This is a genomic window from Falsiroseomonas sp. CW058 (genome assembly GCF_050563535.1).
Classification (GTDB): Bacteria; Pseudomonadota; Alphaproteobacteria; order Acetobacterales; family Acetobacteraceae; genus Falsiroseomonas.
In genome coordinates this window covers 24,767-41,303 of the sequence record NZ_JBNXUO010000020.1, presented here as the reverse complement: position 1 = coordinate 41,303, position 16,537 = coordinate 24,767, and the positions used below count along the sequence as shown (strand labels likewise).

The following is a 16,537-nucleotide window of genomic DNA, read 5'->3' as shown; positions in this document are numbered from 1 at the left end:
CGTCAGTCGCCGGGCGCCGCGGGGCCGCCGGGCTGGGCGATGGCCTCGGCGCGCGCCTCCTCCGGCGTCGCCAGGCGCGGGGCGGGCTCGTCCTCGACCAGCAGGACATGCAGGCGGCGCGGGCCATGCGCGCCGAGTTCCAGCGTCTGCTCGATGTCGGCGCTGCGGCTCGGGCCGGTCACCAGCATCAGGTTGCGCGGCATGAAGCCGCCGGTCAGCGCGTCGCGCCGCTCGGCCCGCAGGCGGTCCCAGGCTTCCTCATAGGCGCCGACGATGGCGGAGGCGCGCAGCAGCACGATCTCGGTGTCGGGCAGCAGGTTCAGCGTGGTCGGGCGCGTGGCGTCGGAGGGAAAGAACAGCGTCCCCGTCTCCGCCACCCCCGCCCAGGCATGCTGCAGCGACACCTGGTCGCCATCGCGCGCGCGCCGTGCCTCGACCTCCAGCATCGGGCGGGCGGACCAGTCGAGGCCCTGCAATTCGGGATGCGGCGCGATGACGAGGCGGGCGGGCAGGTTCTGGGCGGCGAGGTAGTCGCCGATGGCGGCGGGGACTGCGGCGAGGTCGGGGATGCGCTCGACCGTGCCGAATTCCTTCTCGACGTTGCGGATGAACAGCGCGACCTGTTCGGCCCGCGGCAGGCGGGACCGGGCGGGAATGAGGTGGCGCGGATGGCGCGCGAGGCGCCCTTCGACCATCGCCGCCTGGTCGGCCGGCAGGGGGCCGCGCTTCAGGCCGCGGCGGATGGCGCCGAGGATGGCGTCCTTGCTCATCGCTGATCGTCTTCCAGGGCTTCGCGCATCGCCTGTTCCAGGCGGGACAGTGCGCGTTCGATGCGGTCGAGGTCGGTGGCGAGGCGCGAGGGCGGCGCCTCGGCCTCGATGCGGGCGAGGATCTCCTCGAGCGTGCCGGTGGGGCGGGGGGGCACGCGCGCGGGCAGTGCCTGGCGCGCGGCCGGGTGGGGCGGCCCGGCGGGGAAGGGCACGCGCGGGACGCGCTCGGCCTCGTCGTTCATCGCCGGGTCCGCTGCGCCTTCGCGTAGCGGGCCATGAAGGTGCCGCCGGGCTCGGGCGCCGGGAGGTCGCGGCCCCGCGTCCATCCGCCGGCGAAGGGCAGCGTGCGGAAGGCGCCCGCCCCCTTCATCCAGGGGCCGCGCGCCAGCAGCGACAGCGCGCCGATGCCGAGCCGCGTCGCCGCGCGGTAGGCGGCCGGCCGCTTCGCGAGCCACGCCCAGAGACCGAGGTTGCGGCGGATGGAGGGCGGCGTCAGGTGCCGCTCGAACTCGCGTTCGCGCCAGTGGCGCATCAGCTTCGGCAGCGGGATCTTCACGGGGCAGACGCTTTCGCACTTGCCGCAGAAGGTCGATGCGTTGGGCAGGTGCCCGGCCTTGTCCACGCCGACCAGGGTGGGGGTCAGCACGCTGCCCATCGGGCCGGGATAGACCCAGCCATAGGCATGCCCGCCGACCGCGCCGTAGACGGGGCAGTGGTTCATGCAGGCGGCGCAGCGGATGCAGCGCAGCATCTCCTGGAACTCGGTGCCGATCATGTTCGACCGGCCGTTGTCCAGCAGCACGACGTGATATTCCTCCGGCCCGTCGAGGTCGCCCTCGCGCCGGATGCCGGTGGACAGCGTGGTGTAGACGGAGAAGTCCTGGCCGGTGGCGGACCGCGCCAGGAGGCGCAGCAGGCTGGTCGCGTCCTCCAGCGTCGGGACGGTCTTCTCGATGCTGGCGAGCACGATGTGCACCCGCGGCAGGGTCTGGGTCAGGTCGCCATTGCCCTCGTTGGTGACGATGACGCTGCTGCCGGTCTCCGCGATCAGGAAGTTGGCGCCGGTGATCCCGACATCGGCGGCGAGGAATTTCTGGCGCAGCCGGCTGCGGGCCTCGGCCAGGATGTCGCGGCGTTCGTTGAAGACGCGGTCGGCGGGCAGGTCGGTGTGGGCGCGGCGGAAATCGGCTTCCCAGTCCTCCCGGTTCAGGTGGAAGGCGGGGGCGATGATGTGGCTCGGATGCTCCTTGCGGAGCTGGATGATGTATTCGCCGAGGTCGGTCTCGATCGGCTGGATGCCGTGCGCCTCCAGGTGGTCGTTGATGCCGATCTCCTCGGAGATCATCGACTTGCCCTTGGTGACGGTGCGCGCGCCGGCCCTGCGGCAGATCTCCAGCACCGCGGCGCGGGCATCCTCGGCCGTGCTGCACCAGTGCACCTGGCCGCCGGCCCTTTCCACATTCGCGGCGTAGAGCTCGAGGTAGTGGTCGAGATGGGCCAGCGTGTGGTTCTTGATGTCGCGGCCGATGTCGCGCAGCGCCTCGAATTCCGGCAGGGCGGCGACGGCGACGGCGCGGCGCTGGAGGAAGGCGCCCTTGGCCTTGCCGAGCGCCTTCTGCAGGCCGGGATCGTCCAGCGCGCGGGCGGCGTTGCGCTTGAAGGCGGGGGAGGTAACCTGGACCATCTTCCTATGCCTTCGCCTCGCCGATGGGGGCCGCATCGCGCGTCATGTCCGCCAGCACCTCCGCGACGTGGCGCACCTTCACCGGCGCGCCTTCGCGCTTCAGGCGGCCGGCCATGTTGAGCAGGCAGCCCATGTCGCCGGCCAGCAGCGTGTCGGCGCCGGTGGCGGCGATGTCCTTCGCCTTGTCGTCGACCATGCGGGTCGAGATGTCGGGATACTTCACGCAGAAGGTGCCACCGAAGCCGCAGCAGATCTCGGGCTCCGCCATCTCCTTCAGGCTGAGGCCGTCCACCCCGGCCAGCAGCCGGCGTGGTTGCGCCTTGACGCCGAGTTCGCGTAGCCCCGCGCAGCTGTCGTGGTAGGTCACCACGCCGTCGTAACGCGCGGCCACCCTCTCCACCCCCATCACGTCGGTGAGGAAGGAGACCAGTTCATGCGTCTTGGCGCCCAGTGCCTCGGCCCTGCCGCGGTAATGGGGATCATCGGCGAAGAGGCCGGGGTAGTGGTGGCCGATCATGCCGGCGCAGGAGCCGGAGGGCGCGACGACGTGGTCATAGGGCAGGAAGGCGTCGATCACCGCGCGGGCCAGGTCCTTCGTCGTCATCCGGTCGCCCGAATTGTAGGCGGGCTGGCCGCAGCAGGTCTGCGTCGCCGGCACCTCCACCTGGCACCCTGCCTCCTCCAGCAGCTTCAGCGCCGCGAAGCCGACGGAAGGCCGGTAGAGGTCCACCAGGCAGGTGACGAACAGCGCGACGCGCGGGCGGGTCTGGGGCATCCGCCCAAGTTAGGGGTTTCGGGGGCGTTCGGGGAGGGCCGGGCTCCGGTCACTCGCCCGGCGCCTCGGCGAAGGGGGGCTTGAGCCAGAGCGCGTCCTTCAGCCGCTTCGCGAAGGCGGCATGCGCGGCGAGTTCGGCTTCCGAAGGCTGGATCGGACGGGGGGTGCGGTTCACCGGCCCCACCGCTTCCACCACCACCGCCGCAGCGTCGCGGCGGCTGGGCGCGGCGGCCAGGTCGAAGCCCGGCTGCTTGCCGCCCATCAGCTGGAGGAAGACCTCCGCCAGCAGCTTCACGTCGAGCAGCGCGTTGTGGCTGCTGCGCATCGAGTTGTCGACGCCGAGGCGGCGGCACAGCGCATCGAGGCTGTTGGGCAGGCCGGGATAGCGGCGCTTGGCGATGGCCAGGCTGTCCAGCATCCGCGTGCGGTCGAGCTTCGGGCGGCCGGCGCGCACCAGCTCGGCGTCGAGGAAGCCGAAGTCGAAGGGCGCGTTGTGGGCGATGATCTCGTCCTCGCCGAGGAAGGCGAGGAGGTCGTCGGCGATGGCGGCGAAAAGGGGCTTGCCGCGCAGCATCTCGGCGGTGAAGCCGTGGACGCGGGTGGCTTCCTCCGGGATGTCGCGCTCGGGGTCGACCAGGACGTGGAAGGTCTGGCCGGTGGGCATGAAGTTGTAGATCTCGATCGCCGCGACCTCGATCACCCGGTCGCCGGAGGCGGGGTCGAGGCCGGTGGTCTCGGTATCCAGCACGACCTGCCGCATCTCAGCCCCCCGGTCCCGGCCCGCGCAGCGCGGCCACGATGCGCCGGATATGGCGCTGCGCGGCGTGGCGGGAAAGCCCGGTGCGCACGACATGGTCCGCCTTCCGGCGCTTCAGCGCATCCGGTATCTGGCGGGCGAGGATGGCGGCCAGGCGTTCCGGCGTCATGCCGCCGCGGGCCAGCACGCGGGCGCGCTGGGTGGCGGCGGGGGCGGAGACGACGATGACCTGGTCCACCCGGCCCTCGCCCCGCGTCTCGAACAGCAGGGGCACGTCGAGCACGGCGAGGCGTTCCCCTCGCCGCCGCGTGGCGGCGAGGAAGCGGCGCTCGGCCTCGCGCACCAGGGGGTGGACGATCCGCTCCAGCTGCTTCAGCGCGGCGGGGTCGCCGAGGACGCGGCTGCGCAGCGCCTCCCGGTCGACGCGGCCGTCCCGGGTCGTGCCGGGGAAGGCGGCCTCGATCGGGCGGACGGCGGCGCCCCCCCTGCCCTGCAGCCGGTGCACCGCCGCGTCGGCGTCGAAAACCGGCACGCGCAGCCGGCGGAAGGTGAGGGCGGCGGTCGACTTGCCCATGCCGATGCTGCCGGTCAGGCCGAGCACCTTCATCGCGGGACCGGCACCGCGGTCATGTCCCGCGCCGCGGCGGCATGGCACCCGGCAGTGCGGCGCGATCCGAGGCGAGGTCGGCCACGATGAAGTCGCGCAGCTCCGCATCCACCGCCGGTGCGACGCCGAACCACGCCTCGAAACCCGGCCGGGCCTGGTGCAGCAGCATGCCGAGCCCGTCCACCGCACGCAGGCCGCGCGCGCGCGCGGCCGCCAGCAAGGGTGTCTCGAGGGGCACATAGACCATGTCGGCCACCACCGCGCCGGGCGGCAGCGGCGCCGGGTCGATCTCGAGCGGCGGCTCGCCGGCCATGCCGAGCGAGGTGCCGTTGACCAGCAGAGCGGCGTCGCGCAGGGGGGGCGTGGCCGCGACCTCGACCGGGCCGCCGAGATCGGCCGCGATCGCCTCGGCCCGCGCCGGCGTGCGGTTCACCAGGGTCAGCCGCGGGCAGCCGGCATCGAGCAGCGCGGCCGCGACGGCCCGCACCGCACCCCCGGCGCCGAGGATGACGGCCGGTCCGTCGGACGCCAACCATCCGGGCGCCTGCTCGCGGATGGATTCCAGGAAGCCGAAGCCGTCCGTGCTGGTGCCAATCAGGCGGCTGTCGCGGATGACGATGGTGTTGACCGAGCCCGCGCGCCGGGCCACGGCGTCCACCTCGTCGCAGAGGGCGAAGGCCGCTTCCTTGTGGGGAAGGGTGACATTGGCGCCGGCGAAGCCGAGATCGGCCAGGGACTTCACCGCGCCCTCGAACCGCTCCGGCCGGACGGGCAAGGGGATGTAGGCGCCGTCGATGCCGTGGCGGGCGAGCCAGTAGCCATGCAGCCGCGGCGAGCGTGAGTGGGAGACCGGCCAGCCCAGCAGGCCGGCCATGACGGTTTTTCCCGTGAGGGTGCGCATGGCGGGGAGGTGACCGCGCCCGCGCGCCCGGGTCAATGCCGCCCGCCCCCTCTTCCTTCCCGCCCCGCCCGGTGCGACAGGATGGCGCGACAGCCCTGGGAGAGACCACCGCCATGGCACGCAGCCTCAAGGTCGCGGTCCAGATGGACCCGATCGCCTCAATCAACATCGACGGTGACAGCACCTTCGCGATGATGCTGGAAGCGCAGGCGCGCGGCCATGCGCTGTGGCACTACCATGTCCGCGACCTGGCGCTGATCGCCGGGCGCGTGGTGGCGCATGCCCAGCCGGTCGAGGTGCGGCGCGAGAAGGGCAACCACTTCACCCTCGGCCCGGCGGAGGAGCTCGACCTGTCGCGGGTGGACGTGGTGCTGATGCGCCAGGACCCGCCCTTCGACATGGCCTACATCACGGCCACCCACATCCTCGAGCACATCCACCCGGAGACCCTGGTGGTGAACGACCCGGCCAGCGTGCGCAACGCGCCGGAGAAGCTCTACGTCACCCATTTCCCGGACCTGATGCCCGAGACGCTGATCAGCGCCGACATCCGCCAGATCCGCCGCTTCCGGGACAGGCATGGCGAGATCATCCTGAAGCCGCTGTTCGGCAATGGCGGCGCCGGGGTGTTTCACGTGAAACACGACGACCCCAACCTCAACTCCCTGCTGGAGATGTTCACCGAGCGGTCGCGCGAGCCCCTGGTGGTGCAGCGCTACGTCCCGGATGTCCGCAAGGGCGACAAGCGCATCATCCTTGTGGACGGCGTGGCGATGGGCGCGATCAACCGCGTGCCCGCGGCCGGCGAGGCGCGGAGCAACATGCATGTCGGCGGCCGGCCGGAACCCACCACCCTCACCGACCGCGAGAAGGAGATTTGCGCCGCCATCGGGCCGGAACTGAAGGCGCGCGGGATGATCTTCGTGGGCATCGACGTCATCGGCGGCTACCTCACCGAGATCAACGTCACCTCCCCCACCGGCCTGCAGGAGATCGCGCGCTTCGACGGCGTTCACCTGGAGCGCGCCATCTGGGACGCGATCGAGGCGCGACGCTGAGCCTGGCGCTGGCCGCCGAACCGCGCCGCGCGGCGCCGCGTTCCCCGCCCCTCACCAAGGGGACGACAGACATGGCCCGCAAGATGCCCGACATCCGCCGCGACCAGGGCGCGACCGGAGAGGACACGACCGGCACCGCCACCGGCGCCCGCGGCCAGCCCATTGGCGGCCGGAAGGACGCCCGCGGCCTGACCACCGACGGCACCGGCTTCGGCGAGGAGCAGGACACGCCGAACCCTGGCGATGCCGCGAAGGGGCCCTGGGCCGTCCATCCGGACCCCAAGGGCGACTGACCTGCCAGGCATCGGCCGCGCCGGCTACAGCCCTGCTAGCGCCAACCCCAGCAGGGCCGCCGCGCCGATGCCGAGCACCGCGAAGGTCAGGCTCATCCCCGTCACGCGGAAGCGGAGCACCTCCGGCTCCCGCGAGATGCCGGCCGCGTGCAGGGCACGGCCGGCCAGCAGTGCCGTGCCCAGGGCGTGCAGCCCCCAGTCGGGCAAGCGGTTGATCTCCAGCAGTGCCAGCACCAGCAGGGCGAGGGGAACGTATTCGGCGAAATTGCCATGCGCCCGCACCGCCCGCTCCACCAGCCGGTGCTGCCCCGTGCCGAGCGCAACGCGGTAGACCCGCCGCGCCTTGATGACCCGCACCGAGAGCCAGAGGAAGCCGAAGGCGAGGACCCCGGCATAGAGCGCGGTGACGGGCAGCATCACGCGCCCTCCTTCACATCGGCCCGCGTCCCGCCCGAGATCCGCAGCAGCGCCCCCGGCGTCGTCGCGAAGACGTGCATCGGCGAACCGGCGGCGGCCCAGACCCGATCGAGCGCGAACAGGTCCTCGTCCACCAGCACGACCGGCGGCGCCAAGTGGCCCAGCGGCGCCACGCCGCCGATCGCGAAGCCCGTCACGTCCCGCACCCAGCCGCCATCGGCGCGCCTGACCTTCAGCCCCGTCGCGGCCTCGACCTTGGCGGTGTCGACGCGGTTGGCGCCGGAAGCCACGACCAGCACCGCCCTCTCGCCGGCACGGAAGACGATAGATTTCGCGATCTGTGCCACCTCGCACCCTACCGCCGCCGCGGCATCGGCGGCGCTGCGGGTGCCTTCGGGGAAGGCCTGGACGGTGTCGTCGTGACCTGCCGCTGCCAGCGCCGCCCGAACCCGTTCGACAGAACCCCCCGACATACCTATGTCCCCCGTCCATGGACTCGCTCGCCCTCTACATCCACTGGCCCTTCTGCGCCGCCAAGTGCCCCTATTGCGACTTCAACAGCCATGTGCGGGACCGCGTCGACCAGGCCGCCTTCGCCGCCGCGCTGCGGACGGAACTGGCGCGGGAAGCCGCGCGCGCCGGACGTCGCCCCCTCGCCTCCGTCTTCTTCGGCGGCGGCACGCCAAGCCTGATGGCGCCGGAGACGGCCGCCGCCCTCATCGCGGACGCCACCGCCCTGTTCGACCCCCTGCCCGACTTCGAGATCACGCTGGAAGCCAACCCGACCAGTGTGGAGGCGGGGAAGCTGCGGGCCTTCCGGGATGCCGGGGTCAACCGCGTCTCGCTCGGCGTGCAATCGCTCGACCCCGCCGCGCTCGCCTTCCTCGGTCGGCGGCATGACGCGCGGGAGGCGGTGGCCGCCCTCGAACTCGCGCGCGCCACCTTCCCCCGCCTTTCCTTCGACCTGATCTATGCCCGCCCCGGCCAGGACGAAGCCGCCTGGCGGGCGGAGCTGCGGCGGGCGCTGGCGCTGGCGGCCGACCATCTCTCGCTCTACCAGCTCACCATCGAGCCGGGGACGCAGTTCGCCACCCTCCATGGCCGCGGCGCCTTCAGCCTGCCGGAAGGCGACGACGCCGCGCGGCTCTACGCCGCGACCGCCGAGGAGGCGGCGCGCTTCGGCCTGCTGCCTTACGAGGTCTCCAACTACGCGAAGCCTGGGGCAGAGAGCCGCCACAACCTCGCCTATTGGCGCTACGGCGACTACCTCGGCATCGGCGCGGGCGCGCATCAGCGCCTGACCATGCCCGACGGCACGCTGCTCGCCGCCCGGCGCCACCGCGCGCCGGAGGAATGGCTCGCCCGCGTGAACCGCGATGGGCACGCGGTCACGGAGGAGGAAGCCCTCTCCCCCCTCGACCGCGCGCGGGAGGCGCTGCTGATGGGCCTGCGCCTGACCGAGGGCGTCGACCCCCGCCGGATCGAGGCGCGCAGCACGCTCCCCTTCGACCAGGCTGTCGACCTGCGGATGCTGGATGGCCTGGCGGAGGAAGGGCTGCTCGCCTGGCGCGACGGGCGGCTGGTCGCGACGCCAGATGGGCGGCTGCGGCTGGACGCGCTGCTGCCGGTGCTGTTGCGTTAGGGGCATGAGCGTCACCGCCTTCCTCGGCGCCTACGGCTTCGGCAATCTCGGTGACGAGCTCTGCCTGATGGAGGCGATGCGCGCCTTCCCGGGTGGCGAGGCGCATGCCCTCTCGGCCGACCCCGCCTGGACCATCCGCTGCGTCCCCGGCCTTGCCGGCTGCTTCCGCGAAGGCCCGGAGATGCTCGCCCTGCGCCCCGCGCGCGTGGTCTTCGGCGGCGGGATGTTCGGCATAGCGGAGGCCTTCGCCGCCTGGATGCCCTGGATGGCGCGGGCGATGCGACAGGGCGCGGAGGTGCATCTGCACAACCTCGGTGTCGCGCGGATCAAGGACGACCTGTCCTGGCTCGATGCCGATGCGCGCGGCGTCATCGCGCGGCTGGCGAGCTTCACCGTGCGCGACTACGTCTCCTTCGAGATGGTGGCCGAGGCGGGGCTCGGCCGGATGCCGCGCATCACCTTCCACCCGGAAGCCGACATCCCACCCGACCCCACCCTCGCGGATGCCCTGCTGCCGCGGGATGTGAGGCTGCTCGGGCTGTCCATCATCCCCTCGCTGCGGCCGTACCTGGACCAGGACGCGGCGCGGGTGCGCGCCCTTCTCGCGGAATTCGAGGGGCATGCGGTGGTGCCGATCGTCAGCACCCTGCACATGGACAGCGCGCGCGAGGACGACATGCAGGGCGTCGGCGAATTCCTGTTCGAGGTCCTGCCCCGCATGGAGATCGCCGCACCCATCCTGCTCGACCGCGCGCATTGGCGGGCGGAGCTGACGCCGGCCCGGCTGAAGGGGCTGATCGCGCGCTGCGACGCGCTGGTGACGCAGCGCAAGCACAACGCCATCCATGCCATCGGCGCGGGCGTCCGCGTCATCGGCCTGCATCCGCTGGAAGATGACAGCCTGCGCCGGACCTTCGTGGCCATGGCGCACCGGCTGCCGCCCGGCTCGCGCTGCCTCGGCCTCGACACGCCTCCGCCTTGCGGCCCGGCCCGGCCGTGACCGCGACGCTGCTGCTCGCCGAGGCGCCGTTCCGCGACCTGCTCTCGCGCGCGCTGCTGACCCATGCGCAGCTGCACCTGCCGCATGCGCCGCCGCTGCTGGTCGCCACCCGTGCGGCAGGCGCGCCGCCGGGCTTCGCGCCGGTGCCCCCCGGCACCCTGCCGCCCGGCATCGGGCAGGTGGTGATCGCCGGCGCCTTCCTCGACCGCGCCGCGCTGGAGGGGGCGCTGAATGTCGCCGGACGCGCGCTGGCGACTGGCGCGACGCTGCGGGTCCACGCCCTGGCGCTGGAAGGCGAGGCGGCGCGGAGGGAGGCGCCGGCCGGGATCGAGGTGCTGGAACGCGCCGCCGCCATCCGTCTGCGCGACCACCGGACGCTGAATGTCCTGACGCTCTGGCGGCTCGCCGCGCCGGCGCGCATCGATCCCTATCCCGAGCGGCACGTCCTGCCCGATCCTGCTCTTGCCGCCGGCCTGCCCGCCGGGCCGATCCTCGGCCTGGCGATCCGCGGCGGGGAGGAGATGCGGCGGTCCTGGGCGCCGCGCGTGCCCGCCCTGCGGCGCCTGCTGGCGCCGGCCGCGGGCTGGCCGGTCCTTCCGCTGCCCACCTTGCCCCCCGGCATGACCGGCGACGACCTGTCGGGCAGCCACGACTTCGCCGAGGCGGTGCTGCCCGGCGCGCCCTGGCTGCTGCCCGAGCTGGCGGACCCGGCGGTCTGGCGGCGGCAGCTCTCGCCCGCGCGGCTCAAGGGATTGGCGGCCCGCTGCCGGGTGGTCGTCACCAACCGCGACCTCGCGGCCTCCCTCGCCATCGGGGCGGGGGTGCCGGTGCTCGGCATCGCGCTCGGTGCGGACCGGCGGATCGTCTCCTGCCTCGCGACCCTGGCGAACGAGCTGCCGCGCGGGTCGGAACTGGTTCATCCGCGCCCCGGCCCGGCATAGGCGGCGCCTCTCGCCCCTATCGCCTCTCCGTCCTGGAGCCGCCGCACCCTGCCCGCCCATCCTGCGGCCATCGGGCTGCCGAAGGGGGAGGATGCGATGCGACGCGATGCCGGGGATCCGTGCGACGGGCGGGAGGTGATCGCCTTCGAGGAGACGGTCGGCCTGACGCCCGCCGGGATCTACGCGGCCATCGAGGCCGAGCCCGACTCCCCCCTGCCCAGCCTCTGCGCGCGGCATGTGGAGGTGACCGGCGTGCGCGGCGTGCTGCGCGCGGGCGGGGCGGAGATCCCGATCGCGGGGATGGACCTCATCCTGCCCTGGCCGGTGCGGCCGCGGCGATGAGGCCGCCAGCCGGCGGCCCTGGCCCGGCAGGCCGCATCCGCCTCATCCCCCGCGGGAGAGGTCCAGGGCGCGCGCATAGACCTGCTTGCGCGGCAGGCCGGTGGCGGCGGCGACCAGGGCGGCGGCGTCGCGCACGCTCTCCCGCGACAGGGCGGCACGCAGCTGCGCGTCCAGCTCCTCGGCCACCGTCGCCTCCTCCGGCGCCGGGCCGACGACGACGCAGATCTCCCCCCGCGCCTCGTGCCCCGCGTAATGCGCCGCAAGTTCCGCCAGCGTGCCGCGGCGCACCTCCTCGAAGCGCTTCGTGAGTTCCCGCGCCACCGCGGCCGGACGCTCCCCGCCCAGGCCTTCGGCCAGCGCGGCCAGGGCCTCGGCCAGCCGGTGCGGCGCCTCGTGCAGGATGGTGGTGGCGGACAGCCCTGCCCGTTCCGCCGCGCGCAGCTTTGCGATGGCGGCCGCGCGCGGCCCGGTGCGCGGCGGCAGGAAGCCCAGGAACAGGAAGGGCTGCGGCGGCAGGCCGGACAGCGTCAGCGCCACCACCGCGGCATTCGGCCCGGGCACCGCCGTCACCGGGATCCCCGCCTCGATCGCCGCCCGCACCAGGCGGTAGCCGGGGTCCGAGACCAGCGGCGTCCCGGCATCGGAAGCCAGCGCCAGCCGCGCGCCGGCGCGCAACCGGTCCAGCAGCCGCGGCGTCATCTCGGCCTCGTTGTGGTCATGGAGTGGCAGCAAATTCGCCGACACGCCATAACGGGAGAGCATCTGGCCGGTTACCCTGGTGTCCTCGCACAGCACGGCCTCGGCGCCGCGCAGCGTCTCGAGGGCCCGGGGCGACAGGTCGCCCAGGTTGCCGATCGGTGTCGCCACCAGACACAGCCCCGGCGGGGCCGGGTCCGATGGCGTCCGCACAGGAGGGTCGTCGCTTGCCACGTCCGGTTCCGTCTCCATCCCTGGCCGCGCCGCGCCGTGCCTTCGCAGGCCTGGGGGCAAGCCTGGCCGCCGGCCTCCTTCTGGGCCTGGCCGCCTGCGCCCCGCAACCCCCGCGGCCGTCCTTCGTCGGCATCGCGCCGCCGATCGGCGGCGCCCCGGCGCCGGTGGCGCAGCCGGCCCGGGCGGCGATGCTGCTGCCGCTGACCGGCCCGCAGGCGCCGCTGGGCCAGGCGATGCTGAACGCCGGCTACATGGCCCTGTTCGACGAGGCGCCGGGCGGTGTGGAATTCGCCCCCCGCGACACCGGCGGCACGCCGCAGGGCGCGCAGGCCGCGGCGCGGGCGGCCATCGCGGATGGCGCGCGCGTGCTGATCGGCCCGCTGACCAGCGGCGAGGCCGCGATGGTCATCCCCGCCGCGCGCGCCGCGGGCGTGCCGGTGCTGGCCTTCACCAACGACGCGCAGCGCGCGGGCGACGGCGCCTGGGTGCTGGGCACCACGCCGCAGCAGCAGGTCCGCCGCGTGGTGGCCGCGGCCGCGCAGGGGGGTGCCCAGCGTTTCGCCCTGGCCGCGCCCGACACCGAATTCGGCCGCGCGCTGGCCGTGGCGCTGCGCGGGGCGACCTCCGACCTCGGGCTTCCCGTCCCGGCGATCGCGCTGCATCCGTCCAATGCCGATCCCGCCATGGCGGCCGGCGCGGCACGCGGCGCGGCGGGCGCGGTGGATGCCCTGCTGATCGGCGAGTCCGGCGAACGCGCCCGGCGCTTCGCCGCGGGCTGGCTGGCCGACACGCCGGAAGGGCAGCCGCCGGCCCGGCTGCTCGGCACCGCGCTCTGGCTCAACGACCCCGCGCTGCGCAGCGAGGGCGCGCTGGGCGGGGCCTGGTTCCCCGGCCCCGACGGTGCCGCCCGCGCCCGGTTCGAGGCGCGCTACCGCGACGCCTTCCGCGAGACGCCGCCCCGCATCGCCGCCGCCGCCTATGACGCCGCGGCGCTCGCCGCGCGGGCGCTGCGCAGCGGCACGCCGGTGGAGGGCGTCACCGCCGTGCAGCCCTTCGCCGGCGCCGATGGCCCGGTGCGGCTGCTGCCGGGCGGGCAGACGCTGCGGGGCCTCGCGATCTACGCGCTGTCGCCTGGCGGCGATCCGGTGATCGTCGAGGCCGCACCCGCGCCGGGCGGCGCCGGCTTCTAGCCGGCCGGTGCTCCCGCAGGGCCCGCCCGCCCGCCGCCTGCTCGGCGCCGCGGCGCTGATCGGCGGCGTGCCGTCGCTGGCGCTGCTGGCGCTCCTGCTGGCCGGGGAGGTCACGGTCCTGCCGGGGCTGCTGGCGCTGCTGGCCGTGGCGGCGGCGGCGCTGGCGCTGGCGCGGATCTGGCTCGGCAGCCTCGGGCGCCTGTCGGATGCGATGCGCCGCGCCGAGGCCGGGGAGGCCGAGTTGCCGGAGATCCCGGGCCCGCCGCTGCTGCCCTCGGTCGCCGAGATAGCGGAGGGCGTCCGCCGGCTGGCGCGCAGCCAGCGGGAACGGGCGGAACTGGTGGTGCGGCTGCGCCGCGCGGATGAGGCGATCGTCGAGAAGCTGCCGGACCCCCTCGTGGTGCTGGACGCCGCCGGCCAGGAACTTCGCGCCAATGCCGCGGCGCGGCTGCTGTTCGGGACCGCGGCGGGCGGCGGCGACCTTGCCGCGCTGCGCCGCCACCCCGCCCTGGCCGAGGCGCTGGACGCCGCGCTGGCCGATGCGGCGCCGCGGCAGGTCGATGTGTCGCTTCCCGTGCCGGTGGCGCGGGAACTGCTGGTGCATGTCATCCCGATGGAGCCGCCCCTGGCCGATGGCGGGCGGGTGGTCCTGCTGCTGTCGGACCGCACGCGCGACCGCGCGGTGGAACGGATGCGCGTCGATTTCGTCGCCAATGCCAGCCACGAGCTGCGCACCCCGCTCGCCTCGCTGATCGGCTTCATCGAGACGCTGCGCGGCCCGGCGCAGGGGGATGCGGAGGCGCAGGCCCGCTTCCTCGGCATCATGGCTGAGCAGTCGGAGCGGATGCGCCGGCTGATCGACGACCTGCTCGGCCTGTCGCGCATCGAGATCACCGAACACCAGCCGCCCACCGGCCGCGTCGACCTCGGCCTGCTCGCGGCGTCCGAAGCCGCGGCGATGGCCCCGATCCTGGCCGGCCGGGCCGTGACGCTGGAATCCGCGCTGGCCGAGGGCGCCGTGGCGGCGCCTGCGGATGCGGGGCAGCTCGCGCAGGTGGTGCGGAACCTGCTGGAGAACGCCGTCCGCTACGGGCGGGACGGCGGGACGGTCAGGCTTTCGGTCGCGCGGGCCGAACCCGGCGGGCGCTGGCCGTCGCGGCCCGGCGTCGTGCTGGCGGTGGCCGATGACGGTCCGGGCATCGCGCGGCACCACCTGCCGCGCCTGACCGAGCGGTTCTATCGCGTCGACCGCGGCCGCGCCCGCCATGCCGGGGGCACCGGCCTCGGGCTCGCGATCGTCAAGCATGTGGTGAACCGCCATCGCGGGCAGCTGGCGATCGAGAGCGAGGAGGGGGCGGGGGCCGCCTTCCTCGTCTGGCTTCCCGCCGAGGGGTGAGGCCGGCGCCGCCCGAAGCCGGGATGCCCCGTGGTGGCCGGTTGTGCCCTGGTCAGGCGGCGGCGATGGGGCGTGCAATGGGGGAACGCGGGCCCGTGCCGCCGCGCGGGCGGAAGCCTTCCCGCCGCGGCTCCAGCCCTTCCAGCTGACCGAGGTCGAACAGCCGCCAACCTGGCCCATGCGCCTCCCCGCGTTCGTCCGCGACCTGCCAGGCGAGGAGCGACAGCCGCCCCCGCGCGCTGCGGCCGAGCACATGCGGTTGCACAACGCGCCAGGCACCGTGGTAGCGCAGGGAGAGGGCACGGTGCGCCCGGAGCGCCGCCGACAGCAGGGCCACGGCCGCGCCGGGGCGCGGCGGCCTGCGAAAAGCCACCTTGTCTGACATTGCTTTCAGATGGGGATTTCGCACCTGATTTCAAGCAGTTGACGAGATGCGACACACGCATGACGCGAAAAGTCTGGACTGCATAGTATACGATACCGGATAAACGGGCGCCCGCCTCACGCGCGCGTGATGGCGACCCGGGAATCCCCCGGCGTCACGGGCGTTACCGCGTGCGTCCCCTCCCAGTTCGGTTGCTGCCATGGAGTGTCGCGTGACCCCGCAGACCCCGCTTTTCCGCTCGTTCTTCATGGGCGGCTTCGAATGTTCCACGCATCGCAACATGTCGCGCCGCCGGCTCGACATGATCGCGGCGACGCACCACGACATGCTGGCCTTCGAGGATTACAGCCAGCTCGGCGAGCACGGCATCCGCACGGCGCGCGACGGCGTGCGCTGGCACCTGGTCGAGACCTCGCCCGGACGGTACGACTGGTCCTCCGTCCTGCCGATGATCCGGGCGGCGGAACGGGCGGGCTGCCAGGTGATCTGGGATCTCTGCCACTATGGCTGGCCGGACGACCTCGACGTCTTCGCACCGGAATTCGTGGACCGCTTCGCCCGCTACGCCGCAGCCTTCGCGCGTCTGCATGTGGAGGAGACGGGCCGCGCGCCCTTCGTCTGCCCGGTGAACGAGATCTCCTTCCTCGCCTTCGCCGGCGGCGACATGGAACGCTGCTCCCCGCATGCCACGGGGCGCGGGATGGACCTGAAGCGGAACCTGGTGCGCGCCGCCATTGCCGGCACCCGCGCCGTGCGCGACGCCGCGCCGGGCACGCGCTGCGCCGCGATCGATCCCGTCATCAACATCGTCCCGCGGGAGCCGGCGGAGGCGGAGGAGGTGCGGCTGCACAACCTCAGCCAGTGGCAGGCCTGGGACATGCTGGCCGGGCGCGAGGAGCCGGAGCTCGGCGGGGCCGAGGACATCCTCGACGTGGTGGGCGTGAACTACTACTGGAACAACCAGTGGCTGCACCACGGCGAGCCGCTGAGCGTCTTCGACGCCGCGCGCTTCCGGCCCTTCCGCGAGCTGATCAAGGATGCCGCCGCGCGCTATGCCGGGCGCGACATCTTCGTGGCCGAGACCAGCATCGAGGGCTGGCCCCGTCCGACCTGGCTCCGCTACGTGACGGAGGAGGTGCTGGCCGCCCGCGCCGAGGGCGTGAACGTCCACGGCGTCTGCCTCTATCCCGTGCTGTCGCATCTCGGCTGGGACGAGGACCGCTACTGCGCCAACGGCCTGTTCGAGCTGCAGCCGAAGGGCGGCCGGCGCGAGGTCCACCGGCCGCTGGCGGAGGAGATCGCGCGCCTGCAGGCCCAGGTCACCCGCAGCGCCGGCCTGCCGCGCAGCGCCGCGGTCTGACGCCGGCCCGTCTGCCCGGCACGCCTGGAGTCCATGCCGGCATGATGGGCCGACCCGTGCGGCCGGCACCCGAAGCGACAGGAGCCGCC

The 16,537-nt window shown here is 73.8% G+C and carries 20 protein-coding genes; 9 read left to right on the top strand and 11 right to left on the bottom strand.

Annotated features, from left to right (window positions below; genetic code table 11):
• Positions 1–2: 2 nt before the first annotated feature.
• The 7 genes from ACK8OX_RS16175 to ACK8OX_RS16145 are packed head-to-tail and all read right to left on the bottom strand — an operon-like array spanning position 3 to position 5,467.
• Positions 3–770, bottom strand: a complete 768-nt coding sequence (locus tag ACK8OX_RS16175; RefSeq protein ID WP_430665251.1) for a LutC/YkgG family protein — start codon at positions 768–770, stop codon at positions 3–5.
• Entirely contained in the window at positions 767–1,012 is a 246-nt protein-coding gene (locus tag ACK8OX_RS16170) for a hypothetical protein (RefSeq protein WP_430665250.1), read from the bottom strand. Before ACK8OX_RS16170 ends, ACK8OX_RS16175 begins: the two co-directional genes overlap by 4 nt.
• On the bottom strand, positions 1,009–2,454 hold the full coding sequence (locus tag ACK8OX_RS16165) for a LutB/LldF family L-lactate oxidation iron-sulfur protein (RefSeq protein WP_430665249.1): 1,446 nt from the start codon (positions 2,452–2,454) through the stop codon (positions 1,009–1,011). The genes ACK8OX_RS16170 and ACK8OX_RS16165 overlap by 4 nt, the downstream gene beginning before the upstream one ends.
• Positions 2,455–2,458: 4 nt before the next feature.
• Positions 2,459–3,229, bottom strand: coding sequence for a (Fe-S)-binding protein (locus ACK8OX_RS16160; RefSeq protein WP_430665248.1), 771 nt, complete (start codon positions 3,227–3,229; stop codon positions 2,459–2,461).
• 49 nt (positions 3,230–3,278) lie between these two features.
• A complete protein-coding gene (gene dnaQ, locus ACK8OX_RS16155; protein WP_430665247.1) occupies positions 3,279–3,989 on the bottom strand; it encodes a DNA polymerase III subunit epsilon in 711 nt (236 codons plus the stop codon).
• Between the two features lies 1 nt (position 3,990).
• Positions 3,991–4,593: a dephospho-CoA kinase gene (gene coaE, locus ACK8OX_RS16150; protein WP_430665246.1), complete on the bottom strand. Its 603-nt coding sequence runs from the start codon at positions 4,591–4,593 to the stop codon at positions 3,991–3,993.
• Between the two features lie 19 nt (positions 4,594–4,612).
• Positions 4,613–5,467 carry a shikimate dehydrogenase gene (locus ACK8OX_RS16145; protein WP_430665245.1) on the bottom strand — a complete coding sequence of 285 codons (855 nt, stop codon included), beginning with the start codon at positions 5,465–5,467 and terminating at the stop codon, positions 4,613–4,615.
• Between the two features lie 140 nt (positions 5,468–5,607).
• Here ACK8OX_RS16145 and gshB point away from each other — a divergent pair, with 140 nt between their 5' ends.
• Both gshB and ACK8OX_RS16135 read left to right on the top strand, forming a co-directional pair.
• Positions 5,608–6,552 (top strand): glutathione synthase, encoded by a 945-nt coding sequence (gene gshB, locus ACK8OX_RS16140; RefSeq protein WP_430665244.1) that lies wholly within the window; start codon positions 5,608–5,610, stop codon positions 6,550–6,552.
• Between the two features lie 71 nt (positions 6,553–6,623).
• Positions 6,624–6,845 (top strand): hypothetical protein, encoded by a 222-nt coding sequence (locus ACK8OX_RS16135; protein ID WP_430665243.1) that lies wholly within the window; start codon positions 6,624–6,626, stop codon positions 6,843–6,845.
• Positions 6,846–6,869: 24 nt separating this feature from the next.
• On the opposite strand, the gene ACK8OX_RS16130 is transcribed toward ACK8OX_RS16135, so the two are convergent.
• Positions 6,870–7,262, bottom strand: coding sequence for an MAPEG family protein (locus tag ACK8OX_RS16130; protein WP_430665242.1), 393 nt, complete (start codon positions 7,260–7,262; stop codon positions 6,870–6,872).
• Positions 7,262–7,735 (bottom strand): YbaK/EbsC family protein, encoded by a 474-nt coding sequence (locus tag ACK8OX_RS16125; protein WP_430665241.1) that lies wholly within the window; start codon positions 7,733–7,735, stop codon positions 7,262–7,264. The genes ACK8OX_RS16130 and ACK8OX_RS16125 overlap by 1 nt, the downstream gene beginning before the upstream one ends.
• A 17-nt stretch (positions 7,736–7,752) precedes the next feature.
• Here ACK8OX_RS16125 and hemW point away from each other — a divergent pair, with 17 nt between their 5' ends.
• The 4 genes from hemW (at position 7,753) to ACK8OX_RS16105 (ending at position 11,187) form a co-directional block, all read left to right on the top strand.
• Entirely contained in the window at positions 7,753–8,904 is a 1,152-nt protein-coding gene (hemW, locus tag ACK8OX_RS16120; protein ID WP_430665240.1) for a radical SAM family heme chaperone HemW, read from the top strand.
• A 4-nt stretch (positions 8,905–8,908) separates the two neighbouring features.
• Positions 8,909–9,904, top strand: a complete 996-nt coding sequence (locus tag ACK8OX_RS16115) for a polysaccharide pyruvyl transferase family protein (RefSeq protein ID WP_430665239.1) — start codon at positions 8,909–8,911, stop codon at positions 9,902–9,904.
• On the top strand, positions 9,901–10,845 hold the full coding sequence (locus tag ACK8OX_RS16110; protein ID WP_430665238.1) for a hypothetical protein: 945 nt from the start codon (positions 9,901–9,903) through the stop codon (positions 10,843–10,845). The genes ACK8OX_RS16115 and ACK8OX_RS16110 overlap by 4 nt, the downstream gene beginning before the upstream one ends.
• 96 nt (positions 10,846–10,941) lie before the next feature.
• Positions 10,942–11,187 carry a hypothetical protein gene (locus ACK8OX_RS16105; protein ID WP_430665237.1) on the top strand — a complete coding sequence of 82 codons (246 nt, stop codon included), beginning with the start codon at positions 10,942–10,944 and terminating at the stop codon, positions 11,185–11,187.
• Between the two features lie 42 nt (positions 11,188–11,229).
• On the opposite strand, the gene rsmI is transcribed toward ACK8OX_RS16105, so the two are convergent.
• Positions 11,230–12,135, bottom strand: coding sequence for a 16S rRNA (cytidine(1402)-2'-O)-methyltransferase (gene rsmI / locus ACK8OX_RS16100; RefSeq protein WP_430665236.1), 906 nt, complete (start codon positions 12,133–12,135; stop codon positions 11,230–11,232).
• On the opposite strand from rsmI, the gene ACK8OX_RS16095 reads away from it, so the two are divergent.
• Together ACK8OX_RS16095 and ACK8OX_RS16090 are read left to right on the top strand one after the other, a co-directional pair.
• Positions 12,111–13,307 (top strand): ABC transporter substrate-binding protein, encoded by a 1,197-nt coding sequence (locus ACK8OX_RS16095; protein ID WP_430665235.1) that lies wholly within the window; start codon positions 12,111–12,113, stop codon positions 13,305–13,307. The genes rsmI and ACK8OX_RS16095 overlap by 25 nt on opposite strands.
• A 7-nt stretch (positions 13,308–13,314) precedes the next feature.
• The gene (locus ACK8OX_RS16090) at positions 13,315–14,703 is read left to right on the top strand and encodes an ATP-binding protein (RefSeq protein ID WP_430665234.1); all 1,389 of its coding nucleotides are present in this window, start codon (positions 13,315–13,317) and stop codon (positions 14,701–14,703) included.
• A gap of 52 nt (positions 14,704–14,755) precedes the next feature.
• Here the strand turns inward: ACK8OX_RS16090 and ACK8OX_RS16085 are convergent, their stop codons facing one another.
• Positions 14,756–15,076: a hypothetical protein gene (locus tag ACK8OX_RS16085; protein ID WP_430665233.1), complete on the bottom strand. Its 321-nt coding sequence runs from the start codon at positions 15,074–15,076 to the stop codon at positions 14,756–14,758.
• Between the two features lie 223 nt (positions 15,077–15,299).
• Between ACK8OX_RS16085 and ACK8OX_RS16080 the strand changes: the two genes are divergently transcribed.
• Positions 15,300–16,448 (top strand): hypothetical protein, encoded by a 1,149-nt coding sequence (locus tag ACK8OX_RS16080; RefSeq protein ID WP_430665232.1) that lies wholly within the window; start codon positions 15,300–15,302, stop codon positions 16,446–16,448.
• Positions 16,449–16,537 lie beyond the last annotated feature (89 nt).

What these genes read in the sequence shown, in the direction of transcription:
- ACK8OX_RS16175 (WP_430665251.1), bottom strand. Translation starts at nt 770, where the DNA reads ATGAGCAAGGACGCCATCCTCGGCGCCATCCGCCGCGGCCTGAAGCGC.
- ACK8OX_RS16170 (WP_430665250.1), bottom strand. Translation starts at nt 1,012, where the DNA reads ATGAACGACGAGGCCGAGCGCGTCCCGCGCGTGCCCTTCCCCGCCGGG.
- ACK8OX_RS16165 (WP_430665249.1), bottom strand. Translation starts at nt 2,454, where the DNA reads ATGGTCCAGGTTACCTCCCCCGCCTTCAAGCGCAACGCCGCCCGCGCG.
- ACK8OX_RS16160 (WP_430665248.1), bottom strand. Translation starts at nt 3,229, where the DNA reads ATGCCCCAGACCCGCCCGCGCGTCGCGCTGTTCGTCACCTGCCTGGTG.
- dnaQ (WP_430665247.1), bottom strand. Translation starts at nt 3,989, where the DNA reads ATGCGGCAGGTCGTGCTGGATACCGAGACCACCGGCCTCGACCCCGCC.
- coaE (WP_430665246.1), bottom strand. Translation starts at nt 4,593, where the DNA reads ATGAAGGTGCTCGGCCTGACCGGCAGCATCGGCATGGGCAAGTCGACC.
- ACK8OX_RS16145 (WP_430665245.1), bottom strand. Translation starts at nt 5,467, where the DNA reads ATGGCCGGCCTGCTGGGCTGGCCGGTCTCCCACTCACGCTCGCCGCGG.
- gshB (WP_430665244.1), top strand. Translation starts at nt 5,608, where the DNA reads ATGGCACGCAGCCTCAAGGTCGCGGTCCAGATGGACCCGATCGCCTCA.
- ACK8OX_RS16135 (WP_430665243.1), top strand. Translation starts at nt 6,624, where the DNA reads ATGGCCCGCAAGATGCCCGACATCCGCCGCGACCAGGGCGCGACCGGA.
- ACK8OX_RS16130 (WP_430665242.1), bottom strand. Translation starts at nt 7,262, where the DNA reads ATGCTGCCCGTCACCGCGCTCTATGCCGGGGTCCTCGCCTTCGGCTTC.
- ACK8OX_RS16125 (WP_430665241.1), bottom strand. Translation starts at nt 7,735, where the DNA reads ATGTCGGGGGGTTCTGTCGAACGGGTTCGGGCGGCGCTGGCAGCGGCA.
- hemW (WP_430665240.1), top strand. Translation starts at nt 7,753, where the DNA reads ATGGACTCGCTCGCCCTCTACATCCACTGGCCCTTCTGCGCCGCCAAG.
- ACK8OX_RS16115 (WP_430665239.1), top strand. Translation starts at nt 8,909, where the DNA reads ATGAGCGTCACCGCCTTCCTCGGCGCCTACGGCTTCGGCAATCTCGGT.
- ACK8OX_RS16105 (WP_430665237.1), top strand. Translation starts at nt 10,942, where the DNA reads ATGCGACGCGATGCCGGGGATCCGTGCGACGGGCGGGAGGTGATCGCC.
- rsmI (WP_430665236.1), bottom strand. Translation starts at nt 12,135, where the DNA reads ATGGAGACGGAACCGGACGTGGCAAGCGACGACCCTCCTGTGCGGACG.